The sequence below is a fragment of the Acidimicrobiia bacterium genome (assembly GCA_035651955.1).
Taxonomy (GTDB): domain Bacteria; phylum Actinomycetota; class Acidimicrobiia; order IMCC26256; family JAMXLJ01; genus JAMXLJ01.
Window position 1 is genome coordinate 65,374 of record DASRES010000090.1, and the last position, 16,850, is coordinate 82,223.

The 16,850-nt window shown below is 72.5% G+C and carries 15 protein-coding genes; 9 read left to right on the plus strand and 6 right to left on the minus strand.

Annotated elements, in window-relative coordinates; genetic code table 11:
* Positions 1-45: 45 nt before the first annotated feature.
* The 8 genes from purN (at position 46) to VFC33_20155 (ending at position 6,674) form a co-directional block, all read left to right on the plus strand.
* Positions 46-627: a phosphoribosylglycinamide formyltransferase gene (purN, locus tag VFC33_20120; protein HZR15551.1), complete on the plus strand. Its 582-nt coding sequence runs from the start codon at positions 46-48 to the stop codon at positions 625-627.
* Positions 624-2,144, plus strand: a complete 1,521-nt coding sequence (gene purH / locus VFC33_20125) for a bifunctional phosphoribosylaminoimidazolecarboxamide formyltransferase/IMP cyclohydrolase (GenBank protein ID HZR15552.1) — start codon at positions 624-626, stop codon at positions 2,142-2,144. The genes purN and purH overlap by 4 nt, the downstream gene beginning before the upstream one ends.
* Entirely contained in the window at positions 2,144-3,007 is an 864-nt protein-coding gene (locus tag VFC33_20130) for a tetrahydrofolate dehydrogenase/cyclohydrolase catalytic domain-containing protein (GenBank protein HZR15553.1), read from the plus strand. The genes purH and VFC33_20130 overlap by 1 nt, the downstream gene beginning before the upstream one ends.
* Before the next feature lie 46 nt (positions 3,008-3,053).
* Positions 3,054-3,254: a hypothetical protein gene (locus VFC33_20135; protein ID HZR15554.1), complete on the plus strand. Its 201-nt coding sequence runs from the start codon at positions 3,054-3,056 to the stop codon at positions 3,252-3,254.
* A 73-nt stretch (positions 3,255-3,327) separates the two neighbouring features.
* Positions 3,328-4,521 carry an NADP-dependent isocitrate dehydrogenase gene (gene icd / locus VFC33_20140; protein HZR15555.1) on the plus strand — a complete coding sequence of 398 codons (1,194 nt, stop codon included), beginning with the start codon at positions 3,328-3,330 and terminating at the stop codon, positions 4,519-4,521.
* Between the two features lie 33 nt (positions 4,522-4,554).
* Positions 4,555-5,547, plus strand: a complete 993-nt coding sequence (locus VFC33_20145) for a malate dehydrogenase (GenBank protein ID HZR15556.1) — start codon at positions 4,555-4,557, stop codon at positions 5,545-5,547.
* Between the two features lie 6 nt (positions 5,548-5,553).
* Positions 5,554-6,036: a methylated-DNA--[protein]-cysteine S-methyltransferase gene (locus tag VFC33_20150; GenBank protein HZR15557.1), complete on the plus strand. Its 483-nt coding sequence runs from the start codon at positions 5,554-5,556 to the stop codon at positions 6,034-6,036.
* On the plus strand, positions 6,033-6,674 hold the full coding sequence (locus tag VFC33_20155) for a TMEM175 family protein (GenBank protein HZR15558.1): 642 nt from the start codon (positions 6,033-6,035) through the stop codon (positions 6,672-6,674). The genes VFC33_20150 and VFC33_20155 overlap by 4 nt, the downstream gene beginning before the upstream one ends.
* Here the strand turns inward: VFC33_20155 and VFC33_20160 are convergent.
* The gene (locus VFC33_20160) at positions 6,664-9,216 is read right to left on the minus strand and encodes an alkaline phosphatase family protein (GenBank protein HZR15559.1); all 2,553 of its coding nucleotides are present in this window, start codon (positions 9,214-9,216) and stop codon (positions 6,664-6,666) included. The two genes, VFC33_20155 and VFC33_20160, sit on opposite strands and share 11 nt — an antisense overlap.
* A 179-nt stretch (positions 9,217-9,395) precedes the next feature.
* On the opposite strand from VFC33_20160, the gene VFC33_20165 reads away from it, so the two are divergent.
* Positions 9,396-9,791, plus strand: a complete 396-nt coding sequence (locus VFC33_20165; protein ID HZR15560.1) for a hypothetical protein — start codon at positions 9,396-9,398, stop codon at positions 9,789-9,791.
* On the opposite strand, the gene VFC33_20170 is transcribed toward VFC33_20165, so the two are convergent.
* From VFC33_20170 to VFC33_20190, 5 genes are read right to left on the minus strand one after another with little or no spacing between them, the layout of a single operon-like run.
* The gene (locus VFC33_20170; protein ID HZR15561.1) at positions 9,778-11,037 is read right to left on the minus strand and encodes a cyclopropane-fatty-acyl-phospholipid synthase family protein; all 1,260 of its coding nucleotides are present in this window, start codon (positions 11,035-11,037) and stop codon (positions 9,778-9,780) included. The genes VFC33_20165 and VFC33_20170 overlap by 14 nt on opposite strands.
* A 25-nt stretch (positions 11,038-11,062) precedes the next feature.
* Positions 11,063-12,511, minus strand: coding sequence for an FGGY family carbohydrate kinase (locus VFC33_20175; GenBank protein ID HZR15562.1), 1,449 nt, complete (start codon positions 12,509-12,511; stop codon positions 11,063-11,065).
* Positions 12,512-12,521: 10 nt separating this feature from the next.
* Positions 12,522-14,051, minus strand: a complete 1,530-nt coding sequence (locus VFC33_20180) for an FAD-binding oxidoreductase (GenBank protein ID HZR15563.1) — start codon at positions 14,049-14,051, stop codon at positions 12,522-12,524.
* Between the two features lie 27 nt (positions 14,052-14,078).
* Positions 14,079-15,725: a glycerol-3-phosphate dehydrogenase/oxidase gene (locus VFC33_20185; protein ID HZR15564.1), complete on the minus strand. Its 1,647-nt coding sequence runs from the start codon at positions 15,723-15,725 to the stop codon at positions 14,079-14,081.
* A 41-nt stretch (positions 15,726-15,766) separates the two neighbouring features.
* Complete coding sequence (locus VFC33_20190) at positions 15,767-16,690, minus strand: hypothetical protein (protein ID HZR15565.1); 924 nt, start codon at positions 16,688-16,690, stop codon at positions 15,767-15,769.
* Between the last annotated feature and the right edge of the window lie 160 nt (positions 16,691-16,850).

Consider the following 16,850-nt stretch of genomic DNA (forward strand, 5'->3'; position numbering starts at 1 on the left):
CCGGCTCCCCAGACGTCGGCCTGGTCACGGGGTAGCTTGAGCGACATGCGGGTCGGAGTGCTGGCGTCGGGCAGTGGCACGATCCTGCAGGCGCTCCTCGACGCCGACCTGCCGATCGCGGTCGTCGTCGTGGACCGCTCGTGCCCGGCCACGCACCGCGCGGAGAAAGCGGGCATCCCGGTCGAAGTCGTCGAGCGGACGACGTTCGGACCCGACTTCGACCGCGTCGCGTACACACACCGGGTCGTGGACGCGCTCGAGCGTCACGGCGTCGAGCTCGTCGCGATGGCAGGCTTCGGCACGATCCTCGAGAAGCCGATCCACGACCGCTTCCCGGACCGCATCGTGAACACCCATCCCGCGCTCCTGCCCGCGTTCAAGGGCTGGCACGCGGTCGAGCACGCGCTCGAGGCGGGCGTGAAGATCACGGGCTGCACCGTCCACATCGCCCGGCTCGAGGTCGACGAGGGACCGATCCTCGCCCAGGTCGCGGTGCCGGTCGAGCCGGACGACACGGTCGACACGCTGCACGAGCGGATCAAGGAAGCCGAGCGCGTCCTCTACCCGCGGGTGCTGCACGAGCTCGTCGCGCGCCTCGACGCGGAGACACAAGAAGGGAAGCCGTGAGCCGAACCAAGATCACACGCGCGCTGCTCTCGGTCTACGACAAGACGGGCATCGTCGAGCTCGCGCAGGCGCTGCACCGTCACGGCGTCGAGCTCGTGTCCTCGGGCGGCACTGCCAAGGCGCTCGACAACGCGGGGCTACCTGTCACGACCGTCGAGGAGGTGACGGGCGCGCCCGAGATGCTCGACCACCGCGTCGTGACCCTCCACCCGAACATCCACGGCGGGATCCTCGCCGACCTCGGCAAGGACAGCCACCGTGCGGACCTCGAACGCCACGGCATCGCGCCCTTCGACCTCGTCGTCTCCAACCTCTATCCGTTCGCGTCGCAGCCCGACGTCGAGACCATCGACATCGGCGGACCGACGATGGTGCGCGCCGCCGCGAAGAACTTCGCGTGGGTCACGATCGTCACCGGCATCACGCAGTACGAGGAGCTCGTGCGCGAGCTCGACGAGCACGACGGCACGATCGGCGAGGACACGCGTCGGCGCTTCGCGCTGGAGGCGTTCGCGGCGACGGCGGCGTTCGACGCCGCGATCGTCGCGTGGATGCAGCGCGACGAGCTCCTGCCCCGTCACCTCGTGCTGCCACTCGGGCGGACGGACGAGACGTTGCGCTACGGGGAGAACCCGCACCAGCAGGCCGCACGGTACCGGCTGGTGGGGACGCACAGCTGGTGGGACGACGTCGTCCAGCACGGCGGTCTCGCGCTGTCGTACCTCAACTACTACGACACCGATGCCGCCTGGCGTCTCGCGCACGACCTGGGCGACCAGCCGACCTGCGCCATCATCAAGCACGCGAACCCGTGCGGCGTCGCCGTCGCCGCCGACCTCGCGACCGCGTACCGGCTCGCCCTCGAGTGCGACGAGCGCTCCGCATTCGGCGGGATCGTCGCGCTGAACCGCACTCTCGACACCGCGACGGTCGAGCAGATGGTCGCGGGCCCGCAGGCCGACGTCGTGATCGCGCCCGCCTACGCGCCCGGCGCGATCGACGCGCTGAAGCAGAAGCGCAAGAACACCCGCCTCCTCGAGGCCACCCCGCCCGAGCCGGAGATGCTCGACTTCCGGCAGCTCTCGGGCGGGTTCCTCGTGCAGGAGCCGCACCACTTCGCGGCGACACGCGGGCAGTGGCGCGTCGTCACCCGCGCGACGCCGACCGAGGAGCAGTGGCGCGACGCCGAGCTCGCGTGGCGGATCTGCGGCCACGTGAAGTCGAACTCGATCGTCCTCGTGAAGGACGGGCAGGCCGTCGGCATCGGCGCGGGGCAGCAGAACCGGGTCGAGGCCGGCGAGATCGCGGCGAAGAAGGCCGACGGTCGCGCCAAGGACGGCGCGTGCGCGAGCGACGCGTTCTATCCGTTCCCCGACGGGATCGAGGCCGCCGCCTCGGCCGGGGTCGCGGTCGTCGTGCAACCGGGCGGCGCGATGCGCGACGAGGAGAACATCCGGCGGGCCGACGAGCTCGGCCTCGCGATGGTGTTCACGGGCGAGAGGCACTTCCTGCACTGATGGCGAACCCGAAGATGATGCCGGGCGGGCCCGTCGCCGACGCGGTGTTCGCCGAGCTCGAGCCGCGCATCGCGAAGCTCACCGAGAACGGCCACCGTCCCGGGCTCGGCACGATCCTCGTGGGCACCGACGGGCCGAGCGTCCGCTACGTCGGGATGAAGCAGGAGAAGGCGCGAGAGATCGGGTGCCACTCGGCGCACATCGAGCTCCCCGACGACGCGACCCAGGCCGATCTCGTCGCCGCGATCCGCGAGTTCAACGAGGATCCGGCCGTCGACGCGATGCTCGTGCAGCACCCGACGCCGCCGCAGATCGACTACGACGCCGCGCTCATGGCGGTGGATCCCGACAAGGACGTCGACGGGCTGCACCCGCTCAACATGGGCCGTCTCGCGCAGGGCGTCCCCGGCCCGGTCCCGTGCACGCCCGCCGGGATCGAGACACTGCTCGCGCACTACGACATCCAGGTGGCCGGACGCGAGGTGTGCATCCTCGGTCGCGGCACCACGCTCGGACGCCCGCTCGCGCTGCTGCTGAGCCAGAAGCGCCCGACCGCGAACGCGGCCGTGACCGTCGTGCACACGGGCGTCGAGGACTGGCCGCGCTACACGAGGCGCGCGCCGATCGTCGTCGCGGCCGCGGGCGTTCCCGGCATCCTGCAGCCCGAGCACATCTCGCCGGGCGCGGTCGTCGTCGGCGGCGGCGCACGCTACGAGGGGCGCAAGATCCTGCCCGACGTCGACGAGCGCTGCGAGGAGGTCGCCGGCGCGATCACGCCCCGCGTCGGCGGCGTCGGCCCCACGACGATCGCGATGCTGTTCCGCAACGCGGTCGAGGCCGCCGAGCGCCGCGTCGGCGGGTGACGGGACGGTCCACCCCTTCCCGGCTCTCGCGTTGCATGCTGGCGGCGTGCTGAACGCGGACGCGGCCGCGTGCCCCCTGTGCGGGACGTCCGTCGGGGTCGATGCCGCGCGCTGCCCGTCGTGCGGACTGTTCCTGACCGTCGCGCGCCGGCCCAACCCCTTCGTCGAGCACACGCTGTGGGCGATGGTGGGCGGCCTCGCGGTCGTGTACCTGCTGACGCTCCTCGTGGTCGTTCTCGCGCGCTGACGGCGAGGACCGGGGCGCGACGAGGCCCCGGTTAGCATGAGCGGCCCCGCCGAGACGCCCGAGGAGCGCACCGATGCCCGAGAAGATCACCCTCGTCGACGGAACGCTGCACGTCCCCGACGAGCCGATCATCCCCTTCATCGAGGGCGACGGCACCGGCGTCGACATCTGGCCCGCGGCCCAGAGGGTCATGGACGCCGCCGCGAAGAAGCACGGCAAGACGATCGCCTGGAAGGAGGTCCTCGCGGGGGAGAAGGCCTTCAACGAGACGGGCAGCTGGCTCCCGGACGAGACCGTCGAGACGTTCCGGGACTACCTCATCGGGATCAAGGGCCCGCTCACGACGCCCGTCGGCGGGGGGATCCGGAGCCTGAACGTCGCGCTGCGCCAGATCCTCGACCTCTACGTCTGCCTCCGCCCGGTTCGGTGGTTCCAGGGCGTCCCGAGCCCGGTGAAGCACCCCGAGAAGGTCGACATGGTGATCTTCCGAGAGAACACGGAGGACATCTACGCGGGCCTCGAGGTGGAGGAGGGCACGCCCGAGGCGAAGAAGCTGATCGCGATGCTCCACGACAGCTTCGGGTGGAACATCCGCGAGGACTCCGGCATCGGCATCAAGCCCGTCTCCGTCACCGGCTCGAAGCGGCTGATCCGGGCGGCGATCCAGTACGCGGTGCGCCACGGCCGCGCGAGCGTGACCCTCGTGCACAAGGGCAACATCCAGAAGTTCACCGAGGGCGCGTTCCGCAACTGGGGCTACGACCTCACACGCGAGGAGTTCGCCGACGTCGCGGTCACGTGGGACGACTGCGGCGGCAAGCCCGGCGACAAGGTCCTCGTCAAGGACAACATCGCCGACATCACCCTCCAGCAGGTGCTGACCCGCCCCGACGACTTCGACGTGATCGCGACGACGAACCTCAACGGCGACTACCTGTCGGACGCGCTCGCCGCACAGGTCGGCGGCATCGGCATCGCGCCGGGCGGCAACATCAACTACGTCACCGGGCACGGCGTCTTCGAGGCGACACACGGCACCGCGCCGAAGTACGCCGGTCAGGACAAGGTCAACCCCGGTTCGGTGCTGCTGTCGGGTGTGATGATGTTCGAGCACCTCGGCTGGACCGACGCCGCGAACGACATCGTCCGCGCGCTGGAGGCGACGATCGCCGAGAAGATCGTCACCTACGACTTCGCCCGGCTGATGGAGGGCGCGACCGAGGTGAAGACCTCGGAGTTCGCATCCGCGATCGTCGACCGGCTCTGAGCCGGCGAGTGGGCCGGCGGTAAGGTCGGCCGCATGGCGAACACGAAGGCTCCCGTCAACGTCACGGTCACCGGCGCCGCGGGCCAGATCGGCTACGCGCTCCTGTTCCGCATCGCGTCCGGGCAGCTCCTCGGACCGGACCAACCGGTGACGTTGCGCCTCCTCGAGATCGAGCCCGCGATGAAGGCGCTCGAGGGCGTCGTCATGGAGCTCGACGACTGCGCGTTCCCGCTCCTCGCCGACGTCGTCGCCACGTCGAACCTCGACACCGCGTTCGACGGCACGAGCTGGGCGCTGCTCGTCGGGTCGATCCCCCGCAAGGCCGGCATGGAGCGCGGCGACCTGCTCAACGTGAACGGTGGGATCTTCAAGCCGCAAGGGCAGGCGATCGCGAAGAACGCCGCGGACGACGTGCGCGTGCTCGTCGTCGGCAACCCCTGCAACACGAACTGTCTCATCGCGCGCGCGAACGCCAAGGACGTGCCGGCCGACCGCTGGTTCGCGATGACCCGCCTCGACCAGAACCGGGCCGAGAGCCAGCTCGCGCACAAGGCGGGCGTGCCCGTCAGCGACGTGACGAACATGGCCATCTGGGGCAACCACTCCGCGACGCAGTACCCCGACTTCCGCAACGCGCGCATCGGCGGCAAGCCGGCACCGGACGTGATCGGTGACGCCGACTGGCTGCGCACCACGTTCATCGAGACGGTGCAGAGGCGCGGCGCGGCCATCATCGACGCGCGCGGCGCGTCGTCGGCGGCGTCGGCCGCGAACGCGGTGATCGACTCCGTCAACAGCATCCGCACCCCCACCGCCGACGGCGACTGGGCGTCGCTCGCGGTGTGCAGCCGCGGCGAGTACGGCGTGCCCGAGGGTCTCCAGTTCGGGTTCCCGGTCCGCAGCGACGGCACCGGCTGGCAGATCGTCGAGGGCCTCGAGCACGACGAGTTCGCGCGCGAGAAGCTCGACGTCACGACGAAGGAGCTCGTCGCCGAGCGCGACGAGGTCCGCGACCTGATCTCCTGAGCGAACATGCGCTGGTGGCGTCAGCCGACGCCGATCGGCGAGCTGCTCGTCGTGGTCGGCGACGGCGCGATCGCGCGCATCGCGCTGCCGTCCGCTGACGGTCACGAGCCCGATGTGCCACCGGAGCGCGACGCCCGCGTCGCGGCCGCCGTCGACGCCTGGTTCGACGGCGACGCTGGGCCGTTGCACGACGCACCGCTCGACCTGAGCGCCGTCGGGTCGCCGTTCCGGCGTCACGTCCTCGAGACGTTGCGGCGTGACGTGCCGTGGGGCGAGACCGTGACGTACGGCGAGCTCGCCGAGATGGCCGGCACGCCCGGCGCCGCGCGCGCCGTCGGCACCACGATGGCACGCAACCCGGTGCCGCTCGCCGTGCCGTGCCACCGGGTGATCGCGTCGGGTGGGCGGATCGGCGGCTACGGGGGCGGCATGCACGGGATCGCGACGAAGCGTGCGCTGCTCGCGCTGGAAGGCGTCCACCTCGCGTGAGCGAGGACGATCACCGGACGTTCGAACGCGGCGTCGACCTCGACCGCGTCGTCTACTTCAGTGACGCGGTGTTCGCGATCGCGATGACGCTGCTCGTGCTGTCGGTGCGCGTTCCCGACGTGCCGAGCGCGCATCTCGGTGCCGCACTGAACGACGAGGTCTCCGCGATCTGGAGCTACTTCCTGAGCTTTGCGGTGATCGCGCTCATCTGGCTCGCGCACCACCGGATGTTCCACTACGTGCGCCGCGTCGACCCGACCGCGGTCGCGCTCAACCTCGTGCTCCTCGCGTTCGTCGCGATCCTCCCGTTCCCGACGGCGATGCTCGGTCGCTACGGCGAGACCCGCATCGCGACCATGGCGTACGCGGGCGCGGCGGCGGCCGTCGGCTGCTCCTCCGTCGCGCTGTGGGCCCACATCACGCACACGCCCGGTCTGCTCCGCCCCGACACACCGCGCGCGTTCATCCGCCACGCGCAGCTCCGGGGGATGAGCGTCCCGATCGTGTTCGCCCTCTCGATACCGATCGCGCTGTGGAACGTGGATGTCGCGAAGTACTTCTGGATCGCGATCGTGCCGGTGCGGGTCGTGCTCGTACGCCGCTTCGGCAGCGTCTACACGCCGCGCGTCACACGTTGAACAGCCCCCGGAGGCTCGGTGCCGTCTGCGCCGCGCCGAGCAACGGCAGGCCGAGCATCTCCTCGGTCGCCCGCAGCAACGAGTAGTGGCTCACCGGCGTCGTCACGACCGTCCCGGGACGGACCGACGGCGCGACGACGATGTTCGGGATCGGCGTGTCCTCGTCCCACACGACGAAGAGTGCGGTGTCGCCCCGCCGGTACGACGGGCTCGCGAGGATCTGCGGGACGAGCGCGGACAGGAACGCGTCGCCGTTCGCGACCGGGCAGTCGTGCGTGTCGTCGCACAGGTCCGGGGTGACAAAGTTGAACGTCGCGAGCGTGTCGTTGCGAAGCGCGTCGACGAACGGACCCGACGTCGCGGAGCCCATCGGCACGTCGTCCACCGCGCACGCGGCACGGTCTTGACCGCCCCAGAAGTACACCGCCGGGTTGTGCTTCGGCGCGTAGCGCGTGCCGGAGACCGAGCAGTTGCCGTTCATGCCCTCTTCCCACGACCGCTCGGTACCGCCGGCCGCGCGCACCTGCCGGAAGATGTTGTCGGAGGTCGTGCTCACGGTCGCCGACGGCGGCGCGTCACCCGCGAACGGGTTCAGCGCGCTGCCGGCGAGGCCCGACGTCGCACCGACGTAGCTGGGCTCGGACGGGAACTGGCTCCCGGCGTCACCCCAGTTCGTCGCCGTGCCGCACGCGTTCGCGAGTTGCGTCTCGTACGGCGCGCTGCGGTTCCCGATGACGTCCGGCCAGCTCTTGTTCTCCATCCAGATCCAGATGACGTGCCGGTATCGCGCCGGCGACGCGCTCGCCGTCCCGCACGGGGCACCGGCTGACGGCGGCGCGGTCGTCGGCGTCGACCCCACGGTCGTCGGCGTCGATCCCACGGTCGTCGACGTCGTCGCGGACGTCGAGCTCGGCGCGGCCACCGGGTAGTCGTGGAGCACGTCGAGATACGCGCCGTAGCCCGAGGCCGTCGCCCACTCGGTCGCGGACTCGACGGCCGTGCCCTCGCCCCACTCGTTGAACGTCGTCACGAGCTGGAACTTGGCGCTCGACGCAGCCATCGCGGCGACGTCCTGGCGGAACCGGCTGACGTCGCGCCCGAGCCGCGGCGACTCGCCGACCTTCCAGAACCCCGGCGAGACCGCGTACGAGTACGGCAGGTGGACCTGCGCGCCGCTGGCCGGCGCGTACTGGTGCCACGCCTGCGGCTGCGCGGCGCACGACTGGTAGCCCTGGAACACCTTCAGCACGACGTACGCGCCGAGCGTGTTCGCGTCCTTCCAGCGCTGTGCCATCGAGCACCCGTCGTTCGCGTCCGCGTAGACGAACACGACCGGCTTGCCGTCGACGCGCAGCCAGTTCGGCGAGGACCAGTAGTGGTCACGCAGATAGGTGAGATCGGCGTTGATCGTCGCGACGGACGGATCGCCGAGGCTCTCGTTCTCGTAGTAGATCGTCCACTTGAACGACGTGCCGGACGCGGCCTGCAACAGCGTCGGCATGTGCTTGTCGGTGTCGCTCCCCGCACCCCACCAGGACGCGATCCCGGCCGAGATGTTGCCGTACTGCATCGCGGCGATCTGCTGTTGCACGACGCCGAGCTGTGTGCCGTCGTAGAAGCCCGCGCTCGGGTGGTAGTTCGTGTACGGGTCGACGCCCTGCTGGTTCCAGCCCCCGGGGAACCACGGATAGTAGAACGCGGCCCGGATCGCGCCGGTCGACGCGGTCACGGGCGGTGCGGGCGCGGTCGGCGCCGCGAACGGGTGGATGCCGCCGAAGCCGTCGAGCACGTACCCGCTGCCCGCCGCGAACAGCGCCATCCCGCGCGCGATGTCGAACCCGTCCCAGTGCGGCAGCCGCGCCGGTACCGCGGGCGGCGACTGACCGCCGAGTGCGAACGGGTGGACCGCGCCGAAGCCGTCGAGCACGTAGCCACCGTCGCCCGACCCGTCACCGGTGAGCACGATCGCCCGGGCGATGTCGCGCGTCCAGTACGGGGTTCCGGAAGGGAGCGCGGGTGCCGGGTGGCCGTCGAGGCCGAACGCGTGCACGCCGCCGAAGCCGTCGAGCACGTAGCCACCGTCGTCGTCCGGCAGCAGCGTGATCGACCGGGCGATCCTCCAACCCTGCCAGTACGGCGTGCCGGTCGGCGCGGCGGGCGCGGCGTGGCCGCCCAGCCCGAACGGGTGGATGCCGCCCCATGCGTCGAGGACGTAGCCGCCCGTGCCGTCGTGTCGCAGGGCGAGGCCGCGCCCGAGGTCCTGACCGTTCCAGTACGGCGTCCCGCTCGGCGTCGCCGGTGCCGTGTGCCCCGGCAGCGCGAACCCGTGCAGGCCGCCGTACCCGTCGAGCACGAACCCACCCTGCTCGTTCGACGAGAGCGCGATCGCGCGCGCGACGTCCCACCCCTTCCAGTACGGCGCGCCGACGGGTCGCGGCGGGAGGCCGCCGCCCTGCCCGTTGCGGTCCGACCCGGTCGCGGTGCACGCGGTCGCCAGCAAGGCGACGGCCAGGAGCACGCTGGTCGCACGCACCTTCGTCACGACGTTCCTCCCGTTGGGCCGGCTGCCGTCCGACGAGGTAACGGCACCGCATCGGCGCGGATGAAGTCGTGGACGGTGCGGGAAGCGTTTGCGGCGAACGTTTCACGACGGTGTCTGCGCAGGTCGGGCCGGGATTGCGCGGGACGGGGAAAAATTCCCCCGCCGCGTAGGATCACGGCGTGGCGACGACCCTCGATCTGAACGATCCGCGCGCGGTGACGCGCGTGCTCGCGCGCAGCCGCATCGTGCTCGGGCTCACGCTCGCCGTCGCGCCGCGGCTGACCGGCCCGCTGCTCGGGATCCAGGCACGGTCGCCCGCGACGCGCTACCTCGCGCGCGTCGCCGGCATCCGCGACGCGCTCATCGGCCTCGGGATGGAGATCTCGGTGCGCGAGAACCGCTTCCCGCAGGGGTGGGTCGGCATCGCGGGTGTGGTCGACCTCGGCGACGCGATCGTCGGCGTCGTCACACGCAGGGTCGGGATGCGCGTCCGCCTGATGTCACTCGGCGCGGTCGGGAGCGCGGCGCTGCACCTGCAGCTCGCGCGCAATCTCGACGACCTCAGCTCGCGCTGAACGCGCGGTCGAGCTCGAGACGCGGGCGCAGCGGCAGACCGCTGCTCCCGCCGCGCGGCTTGACCGCGAGCACCTGGTGCACCTGCGTGCGGTTCGCCTCGAAGTTGAGCGCGGAGGCGGCCATGTACAGCCGCCACACGCGCGCGCGCGGCGCGCCGACCTCGGCAACGGCCGCGTCCCAGTTCCGCTCGAGGTTCGCGACCCACGCGCGCAGCGTGAGCGCGTAGTGCTCGCGGATGCTCTCCATGTGACGCGCCTCGAAGCCGCTGCGGTGCAACGTCGAGATCACGGCGCCCACCTCGTGCAGCTCGCCGTCCGGGAACACGTAGCGGTCGATGAAGCTGCGGCGCGAGAAGCCGGTACGGCCGGGCCTCGGGCGGCTGATGCCGTGGTTGAGCAACCGTCCCTCCGGCGCCAGCAGCGCGAACAGCCGGTCGAAGTAGACCTGGAGCTGCGAGAGCCCGACGTGCTCGAACATGCCGACCGAGCTGATGCGGTCGTACGGGCCGTCGGCGACGTCGCGGTAGTCCTGCACACGGATCTCGACCCGGTCGGCCAGCCCGGCCTCCGCGACGCGCTTCGACGCGAGCTCGGCCTGCCGGCGTGAGAGGGTCACGCCGACGCCCCGGATGCCGTGGTGCTCGGCCGCGTGCAGCAGCAGCGAGCCCCATCCGCAGCCGACGTCGAGCAGCCGCATCCCGGGCTCGAGCGCGAGCTTGTGGCAGATCAGCTCGTGCTTGGTCGCCTGCGCCGTCTCGAGCCCGACGTCGGGCGAGAACCAGACGCCGCAGGAGTACGTGAGCGATGGTCCGAGCACCATGCGGTAGAAGGTGTTCGAGACGTCGTAGTGGTGCGCGATCGCGGCCGCGTCGCGCGCCTTGCTGTGGCGACGGCCGCGGAGGCGCGCCTCCTCGCGCGGTGGCGGCAGGCGGCGCAGCCCGCTCGCGCCGACGAGCTGCAACGCCCGGACCCACTGGCGCGCGTCGAGACGGACGTCCGGGAGCCGGTCGCGCAGCGCCTCGAGTCCCGCGAAGATGTCGCCCTCGACGTCCAGGTCCCCCGCGACGTACGCGCGTCCGAGCCCGAGCTCGCCCGGCGCGGTCAGCAGGCGCCGCAACGCATCCGGCGATCGCAGGACGATCGTCGTCGGCGCGTCCGGCGGGCCGGCCGCGCTCCCGTCGTACGCGCGGAATCCGATTGGGAGATCCGCGCCGAACATCGCCTCGAAGAGCGCTGCGATCGCCATGCGCGTGACCGTACCCAGCGTTCGATCAGAAGTCGATCGAGGACAGCTCCGGGATCCAGTGCCCCGCGCGCTCGCACGCGTGCCGCCACCGCGCACGGTCGAGCACCCGGCGTGGCTCGACGCGCGCGCGAGGCGACCACGTCGCGGCGAGCTCGTCCTCGTCACGCCAGGCGCCGGTCGCGAGGCCCGCGAGGAACGCGGCGCCCAACGTCGTCGCCTCCGCGACGGGGGACACCTCGACGTCGCGCTGCGACGCGTCCGCGAGGGCCTGCACGAACGTCGCGTTCGCGCTCATCCCGCCGTCGACTCGCAACGCACCGATCGCGACGCCACCGTCCGCCTCGGCCGCTTCGACGAGGTCGGCGCCGCGGTGCGCGATGCCTTCGAGCACCGCGCGCACGACGTGTGCACGGCCCGTGCCCCGGGTCAGGCCGAGCAACGTGCCGCGGGCGCCGTGGTCCCAGTACGGCGTGCCGAGGCCGAGCAACGCCGGCACGAACCACACGTCGCCCGTGTCGTCGCACTCCGACGCGACGCGGTCGGACTCGGCCGCGGTCGTGACGAGCTCCAGGTCGTCGCGCAGCCACTCCACGTTCGTCCCCGCCGCGAGCATCATCGCCTCGACGCCCCACGTGATCCGCCCCGCGCGGCGCCACGCCGCGATCGGGAAGCTTCCCTGCGGACCGCGCGTCGTGAACGACGGCCGCGCGGGAAGGCAGAGGTCGAGCATCGCGCCCGTCCCGAACGTGATCTTCGCGTCACCGGGCCGTACGCAGCCCTGGCCCACGAGCGACGCCTGCTGGTCACCGATCAGCGCGGCGATCGGCGGCGCGCCGGGCAGCTCGGTCGCCTCGCCGACGACGCCGCTCGAGTCGACGATCGCGGGCAGCACGGGTGCAGGTATGCGGAGCGCGTCGAGCACTGAGTCCGACCAGTCGCCACCGTCGGCCGTCGCCATCCCGCTGACGCCCGCGTTCGTCGCGTCGGTGACGTGGAGCGTGCCGCCCGAGAGCGTCCACGCGATCCACGTGTCGACGGTGCCGAAGCACACGTCGCGCGTGCGTTCGGCGTCGACGAGGTCGAGCAGGTGCTCGAGCTTCGTCGCCGACGCGTTCGGCGCGACCCGCAGACCTTGCGCCTGCAGCTCCAGGCACCGGCCGACGGTGCGCAGGTCCTGCCAGCCGAGTCCCGGCGCGAGCGGCTCGCCGGTCGCGCGGTCCCACACGATCGTCGAGCAGCGCTGGTTCGCGATGCCGACCGCGTCGACCGTGCCCGCGCCGCCGTGCGCGTCGAGCGCGCCGTGCGCGACGTCGAGGACCGCGCGCGCCATCGCGGCCGCGTCGAGCTCGACGAGCCCGGGCGCGGGCGAGTGGGGCAGGAGCGGTACGGCGCGCTCGGCGTGGACCGACGCGTCGTCGTGGACGACCGCCGCGCGCACCGAGCTCGTCCCGACGTCGACGACCAGGATCGCCACGGCGCGCCGGCTACCAGCCGGTCGGTCCGAACGGGTCCGGGAGCCCGAGCTTGCCGGGGTTCAGGATCCCGTGCGGGTCGATCGCGTGCTTCAGCGCGACGAGCACGTCGTACGCGTCGCCCAGCGCGCGGCGGACGAACCGTGCGCGGTTGAGGCCGACGCCGTGGTGGTGGCTCAGCGCCGCACCGGCAGCCAGTGCCGCGGCCGTGCCCGCGTCCCACACCGCGCGGTAGTACGCGTCGGCTTCGTCGGCGGGGGGGACGCCCGCGAACGTGAAGTAGAGGCACGCGCCGTCGACGTAGGAGTGCGACAGGTGGGCCGACGCGACGACCGTGCCCGCGACGGCGGCGATCGCGTCGACCGTCTCGCGGTACACGCGTGGGCAGTCGCGCCACGACGCGGCGACCTCCATCGTGTCGACGACCACGCCGCGTCGGTAGTTGTGCTCGAGCGCCGACACGTCGTTCCGGTGCTCGAACCAACGCCGCACGAGCGCGTCGTCGAGAGGTTCGCCGCCCGTGCACTCCTCCTCGACGGCGTCGAGGGTCGCGTCGACGATCGCGTCATCACCCTCGTCGTGCACGAGCAGCACGTGTCGCTCCCCGGTCGCGTAGTTGCGCTCGCCCTCCACCGCGTCGTACAGGCGGAGGACGGCGGGCGTCACGCCGCGCCGCAGGACGCGACGGCACGCGTCGACACCCTCCGCGAACGACGCGAACCCGAACGCGGCGTCGCGGAAGTACGTCGGCGCGGGGTGGACGCGCAGCCGCGCGCCGACGATCACACCGAGCGTGCCCTCCGAGCCGACGAACACCTGGTTCAGGTCGGGACCCACCGCCGCGCGGGGAGCGCCGCCGGTGTGCACGACGCGGCCGTCCGCGAGCGCGACGTCGAGCCCGACGACCATGTCCTCGATCTTCCCGTAGCGCGTCGACAGTTGCCCGGCCGATCGGCACGCGAGCCAGCCACCGACGGTGGAGAGGTCGATCGACTGTGGCCAGTGACCGAGCGTGAGCCCGTGATCCGACTGCAGCGTCTCCTCCAGCCACGTCCCGAACGTCCCGGGCAGCACGTCGAGGACGAGCGACGTGTCGTCGACGTCGCGGATGCCGGCGAGCCCGGTCAGGTCGAGCGCGAGACCGCCGTGGACCGGGACACTGCCGCCGCAGACGCCGCTGCGGCCGGCCGTCACGGTGACCGGGACGCGCTCGTCGTCGCACGCGGCGAGCACGTCCGCGACCTGCGTGGCGTCGGTCGGTCGCGCGAGCAGGCCGGGCCGCGCGGGCACCTGACCGTGCAGCGCCCACGCGATCCCGATCGGCCACCAGTCGCGCGCCACCTCGTCGACCGCGTCGCCGTCGCGGACCGTCTCGCACACGCCGGCAAGGCGACGGGCAAGCGCGTCGCCGACCTCGACACGCGCGCCGTCGAGACGATCCTGGATCTCGCCGTCGGCGCGTGCGAGCGCGACCGGTGGCGTCGGCGCGCCGGTCGTCACGTTTCCGCTCTTCGCGCCTTCGGCGCCGGGCCGCTGGGCCACGCTTCCACTCGCCTCCGGCTCGTTCGCTCAGGCACCCACCGAGGAGTCGAGCGCGGTCTCGGGGAGGTCGGCCGCCTCGCGCTCCGACGCGACCGCGCGCCGGTACGACTCGACCTGCGCGGCACGCTCGGCCTCGGTCCAGCCGAGCTCGCGCATCAGGATCGAGCCGACGTCGTCGGCTGCTCGGGCGGACGCGTCCCGCGCCAGCAGGCGCGCCCGTGTGCGGCGGCTCAGGACGTCGTCGACGGTCTGCGCCATCTCGGCCCGGGCCGCGTAGACGACCTCGGCGCGCAGGTACGGCAGACCGGCGACGACCGGTTCGCCGAGCGACGCGTCCTGGGCGACGAGCGCGCGCACGTCGGCGGCGAGCGTGCCGTACCGGCCGGCGAGGTGCTCGTGCCGGCTCGGCTCGGCGCCGGCGGGGGGCGCCTCGTACCCGCGACCGCCCAGCAGCGGCAGCCGCTTCGTGCGGCTGCGGCCGCCGTGCCGGAGCTCGCCGACGACGGCATCGACGGCGTCGGCCGCCATCGCCCGGTACGTCGTCAGCTTCCCGCCCGTGACGGTGACCATGCCGCTCGCCGAACGTGCGACCGCGTGGCGGCGGGACAGGTCCGCCGTCCGCTCGCTCGCCGCGCTCGCGAGCAGCGGACGCAGCCCGGCCCACGTCCCGACGACGTCGCGCTCGGTCAGCGGCTCGGCGAGTGACGCGTTCATCGCGCCGAGCAGGTACTGCACGTCGTCGGGCGTGCAGACGGGATCGTCGAGCGGGCCGCCGTAGTCGGTGTCGGTCGTGCCGATGTACGTGAGGTCGCCCCACGGCACGACGAAGATGGACCGCCGGTCCTTCGGGACCGGCACGATCGCGGCGATGTCGTTGCGCACCTTGCTCCACGGCACGGTGACGTGCACGCCCTTCGCGGGCCGGATCGAGTGCGGGTGGGCGCCCTCGTCGAGCGCGCGGACGTCGTCGGCCCAGACACCCGCCGCGTTCACGACCGCGTCCGCGCGCACCTCGACCTCGTTGCCGTCACCGGTCGCCACCCGCGCACCGCGCGCCCGTCCGTCCGCGCCCTTCAGGAACGCGGTCACCGACGCGTAGTTCGCGGCCACCGCGCCGTGCTCGATGACCGCGCTGCGCACGATCGTCAGCGTGAGGCGGGCGTCGTCGGCCTGCGCGTCGTAGTACAGGTACGCGCTCGCGAGCCGGTCGGCCGCGAGCGACGGCATGTGCTCGAGCGCGCGCCTCTTGTCGATCCGGCGGTGGATCCGCCCGATGCGTGCGCCGCCCGTCACGTCGTACATCCACATCGCGCTGCCGAGCGCGCGAGCGAGCCGGCGGTCGATCAGCCCGTCGCGAGTCAGGACGGGGATCAGGAACGGCAGCACACGTACGAGGTGAGGCGCGTTCCGCAACGCGATCTGACGCTCGCGCAGCGCGTCGTACACGAGGCGGAACTCTCGCTGCTGCAAATAGCGCAGCCCGCCGTGGACGAGCTTGGACGACTTCGACGACGTCCCCGACGCGAAGTCGTGTCGCTCCACGAGCGCGGTGCGCAACCCGCGGGAGGCGGCGTCGAGCGCGACGCCGGCCCCCGTGATGCCGCCGCCGACGACGAGCAGGTCGAAGTGCTCGTCGGCGAGGCGTGCGAGCGCGCCGGCGCGCGTGAACGTCATGCACCGCACCCTACCTGCCGGTAACCGGACCGGACCTCGGGTCAGGGCGTCGTCTGGAGCTGCGAGCGCGCCTCGTCGACGCGGTACGTCGCGGTCGCGCCGCGCGCGACGGCGTCCAGCGGTTGCCAGGGCCCGTCGTTCACGCGGTAGCGCGCGTCGAGCGCGAGGTCCGCCTCGACGACGAACCCGTCGCTTCCCGAACGACGCTCGTACGTGTGCGTCACGGTCGAGCGCGCGGGATACGCCCGTCCGAAGTCGCCCGGGACCGTGTCGGTCCCGTCGCCGAAGGACCACTGGACACCCGTCGGGCGGGCCTCGACCGTCACCGTCGTGCCGAACCCGCTCACGGAGTCGACGATGGTGGCGCCGTCGTAGCCCGTGATCCAGAACCAGCTCTCGAGCCCGGCGAGACCGCGGTCCTGGGGGCTGATCCCGATGCCGACGGCCGGGAAGGGCAGGTCCTGCACGAGGCTCTCGGCGAGCGAGCGCGCGGCCGCGGTCATGTCCCCGCCGTTGAACTGGCTCGGCGTCGCCCACACCGTCCAGACGTACGCCCCGTCGCAGTACACGTTGTAGGGCTTCGCGTCGGGCGACGGCGCTGGCGGCAGCGGCACCGGCGCCGCGAAGACGGGCGCGGGAGCCTCCAGGTAGGCGACGGGCTCGGCGGCCGGGACCCAGCGGCGACGGCACCCCGACGAGTGGCCGCCGCTCCCGCCGGCACCACCGGCCGGCGTCCCCCCGACCTCGACCCAGCTCAGGTCGTGGCCCAGCTCGACGTGCGCACCGGCGGGGTCGGTGTCGACGTCGACGCGGGTGTCGGCGGTGGCCCGGTCGTCACCGCCCAGCGCGCCGGTCGCGACCGGCGCGAGCACGGCCCCGGCCACGAGGACGGCGAGGACGACGGGAGCGAGCGCCCGCCTGCCCCTGGCACGTGCGCCCGCGTGTGACCCGTTCGTCCTCGCCATCCGTGGCTCCCCGCCCTTCCGTGGAAGAGGAGCGGCCTGTCCACCGGTCGCCGCCGTCGACGTCGCCCATCGGCTCGGAGATCCGAGCCCCTGCCCCTCTGCCTGCACTCGCACCCAGCATCCGCGCCCGGCGCTCACGCTCCGGGCTCGTGCCGAGCGC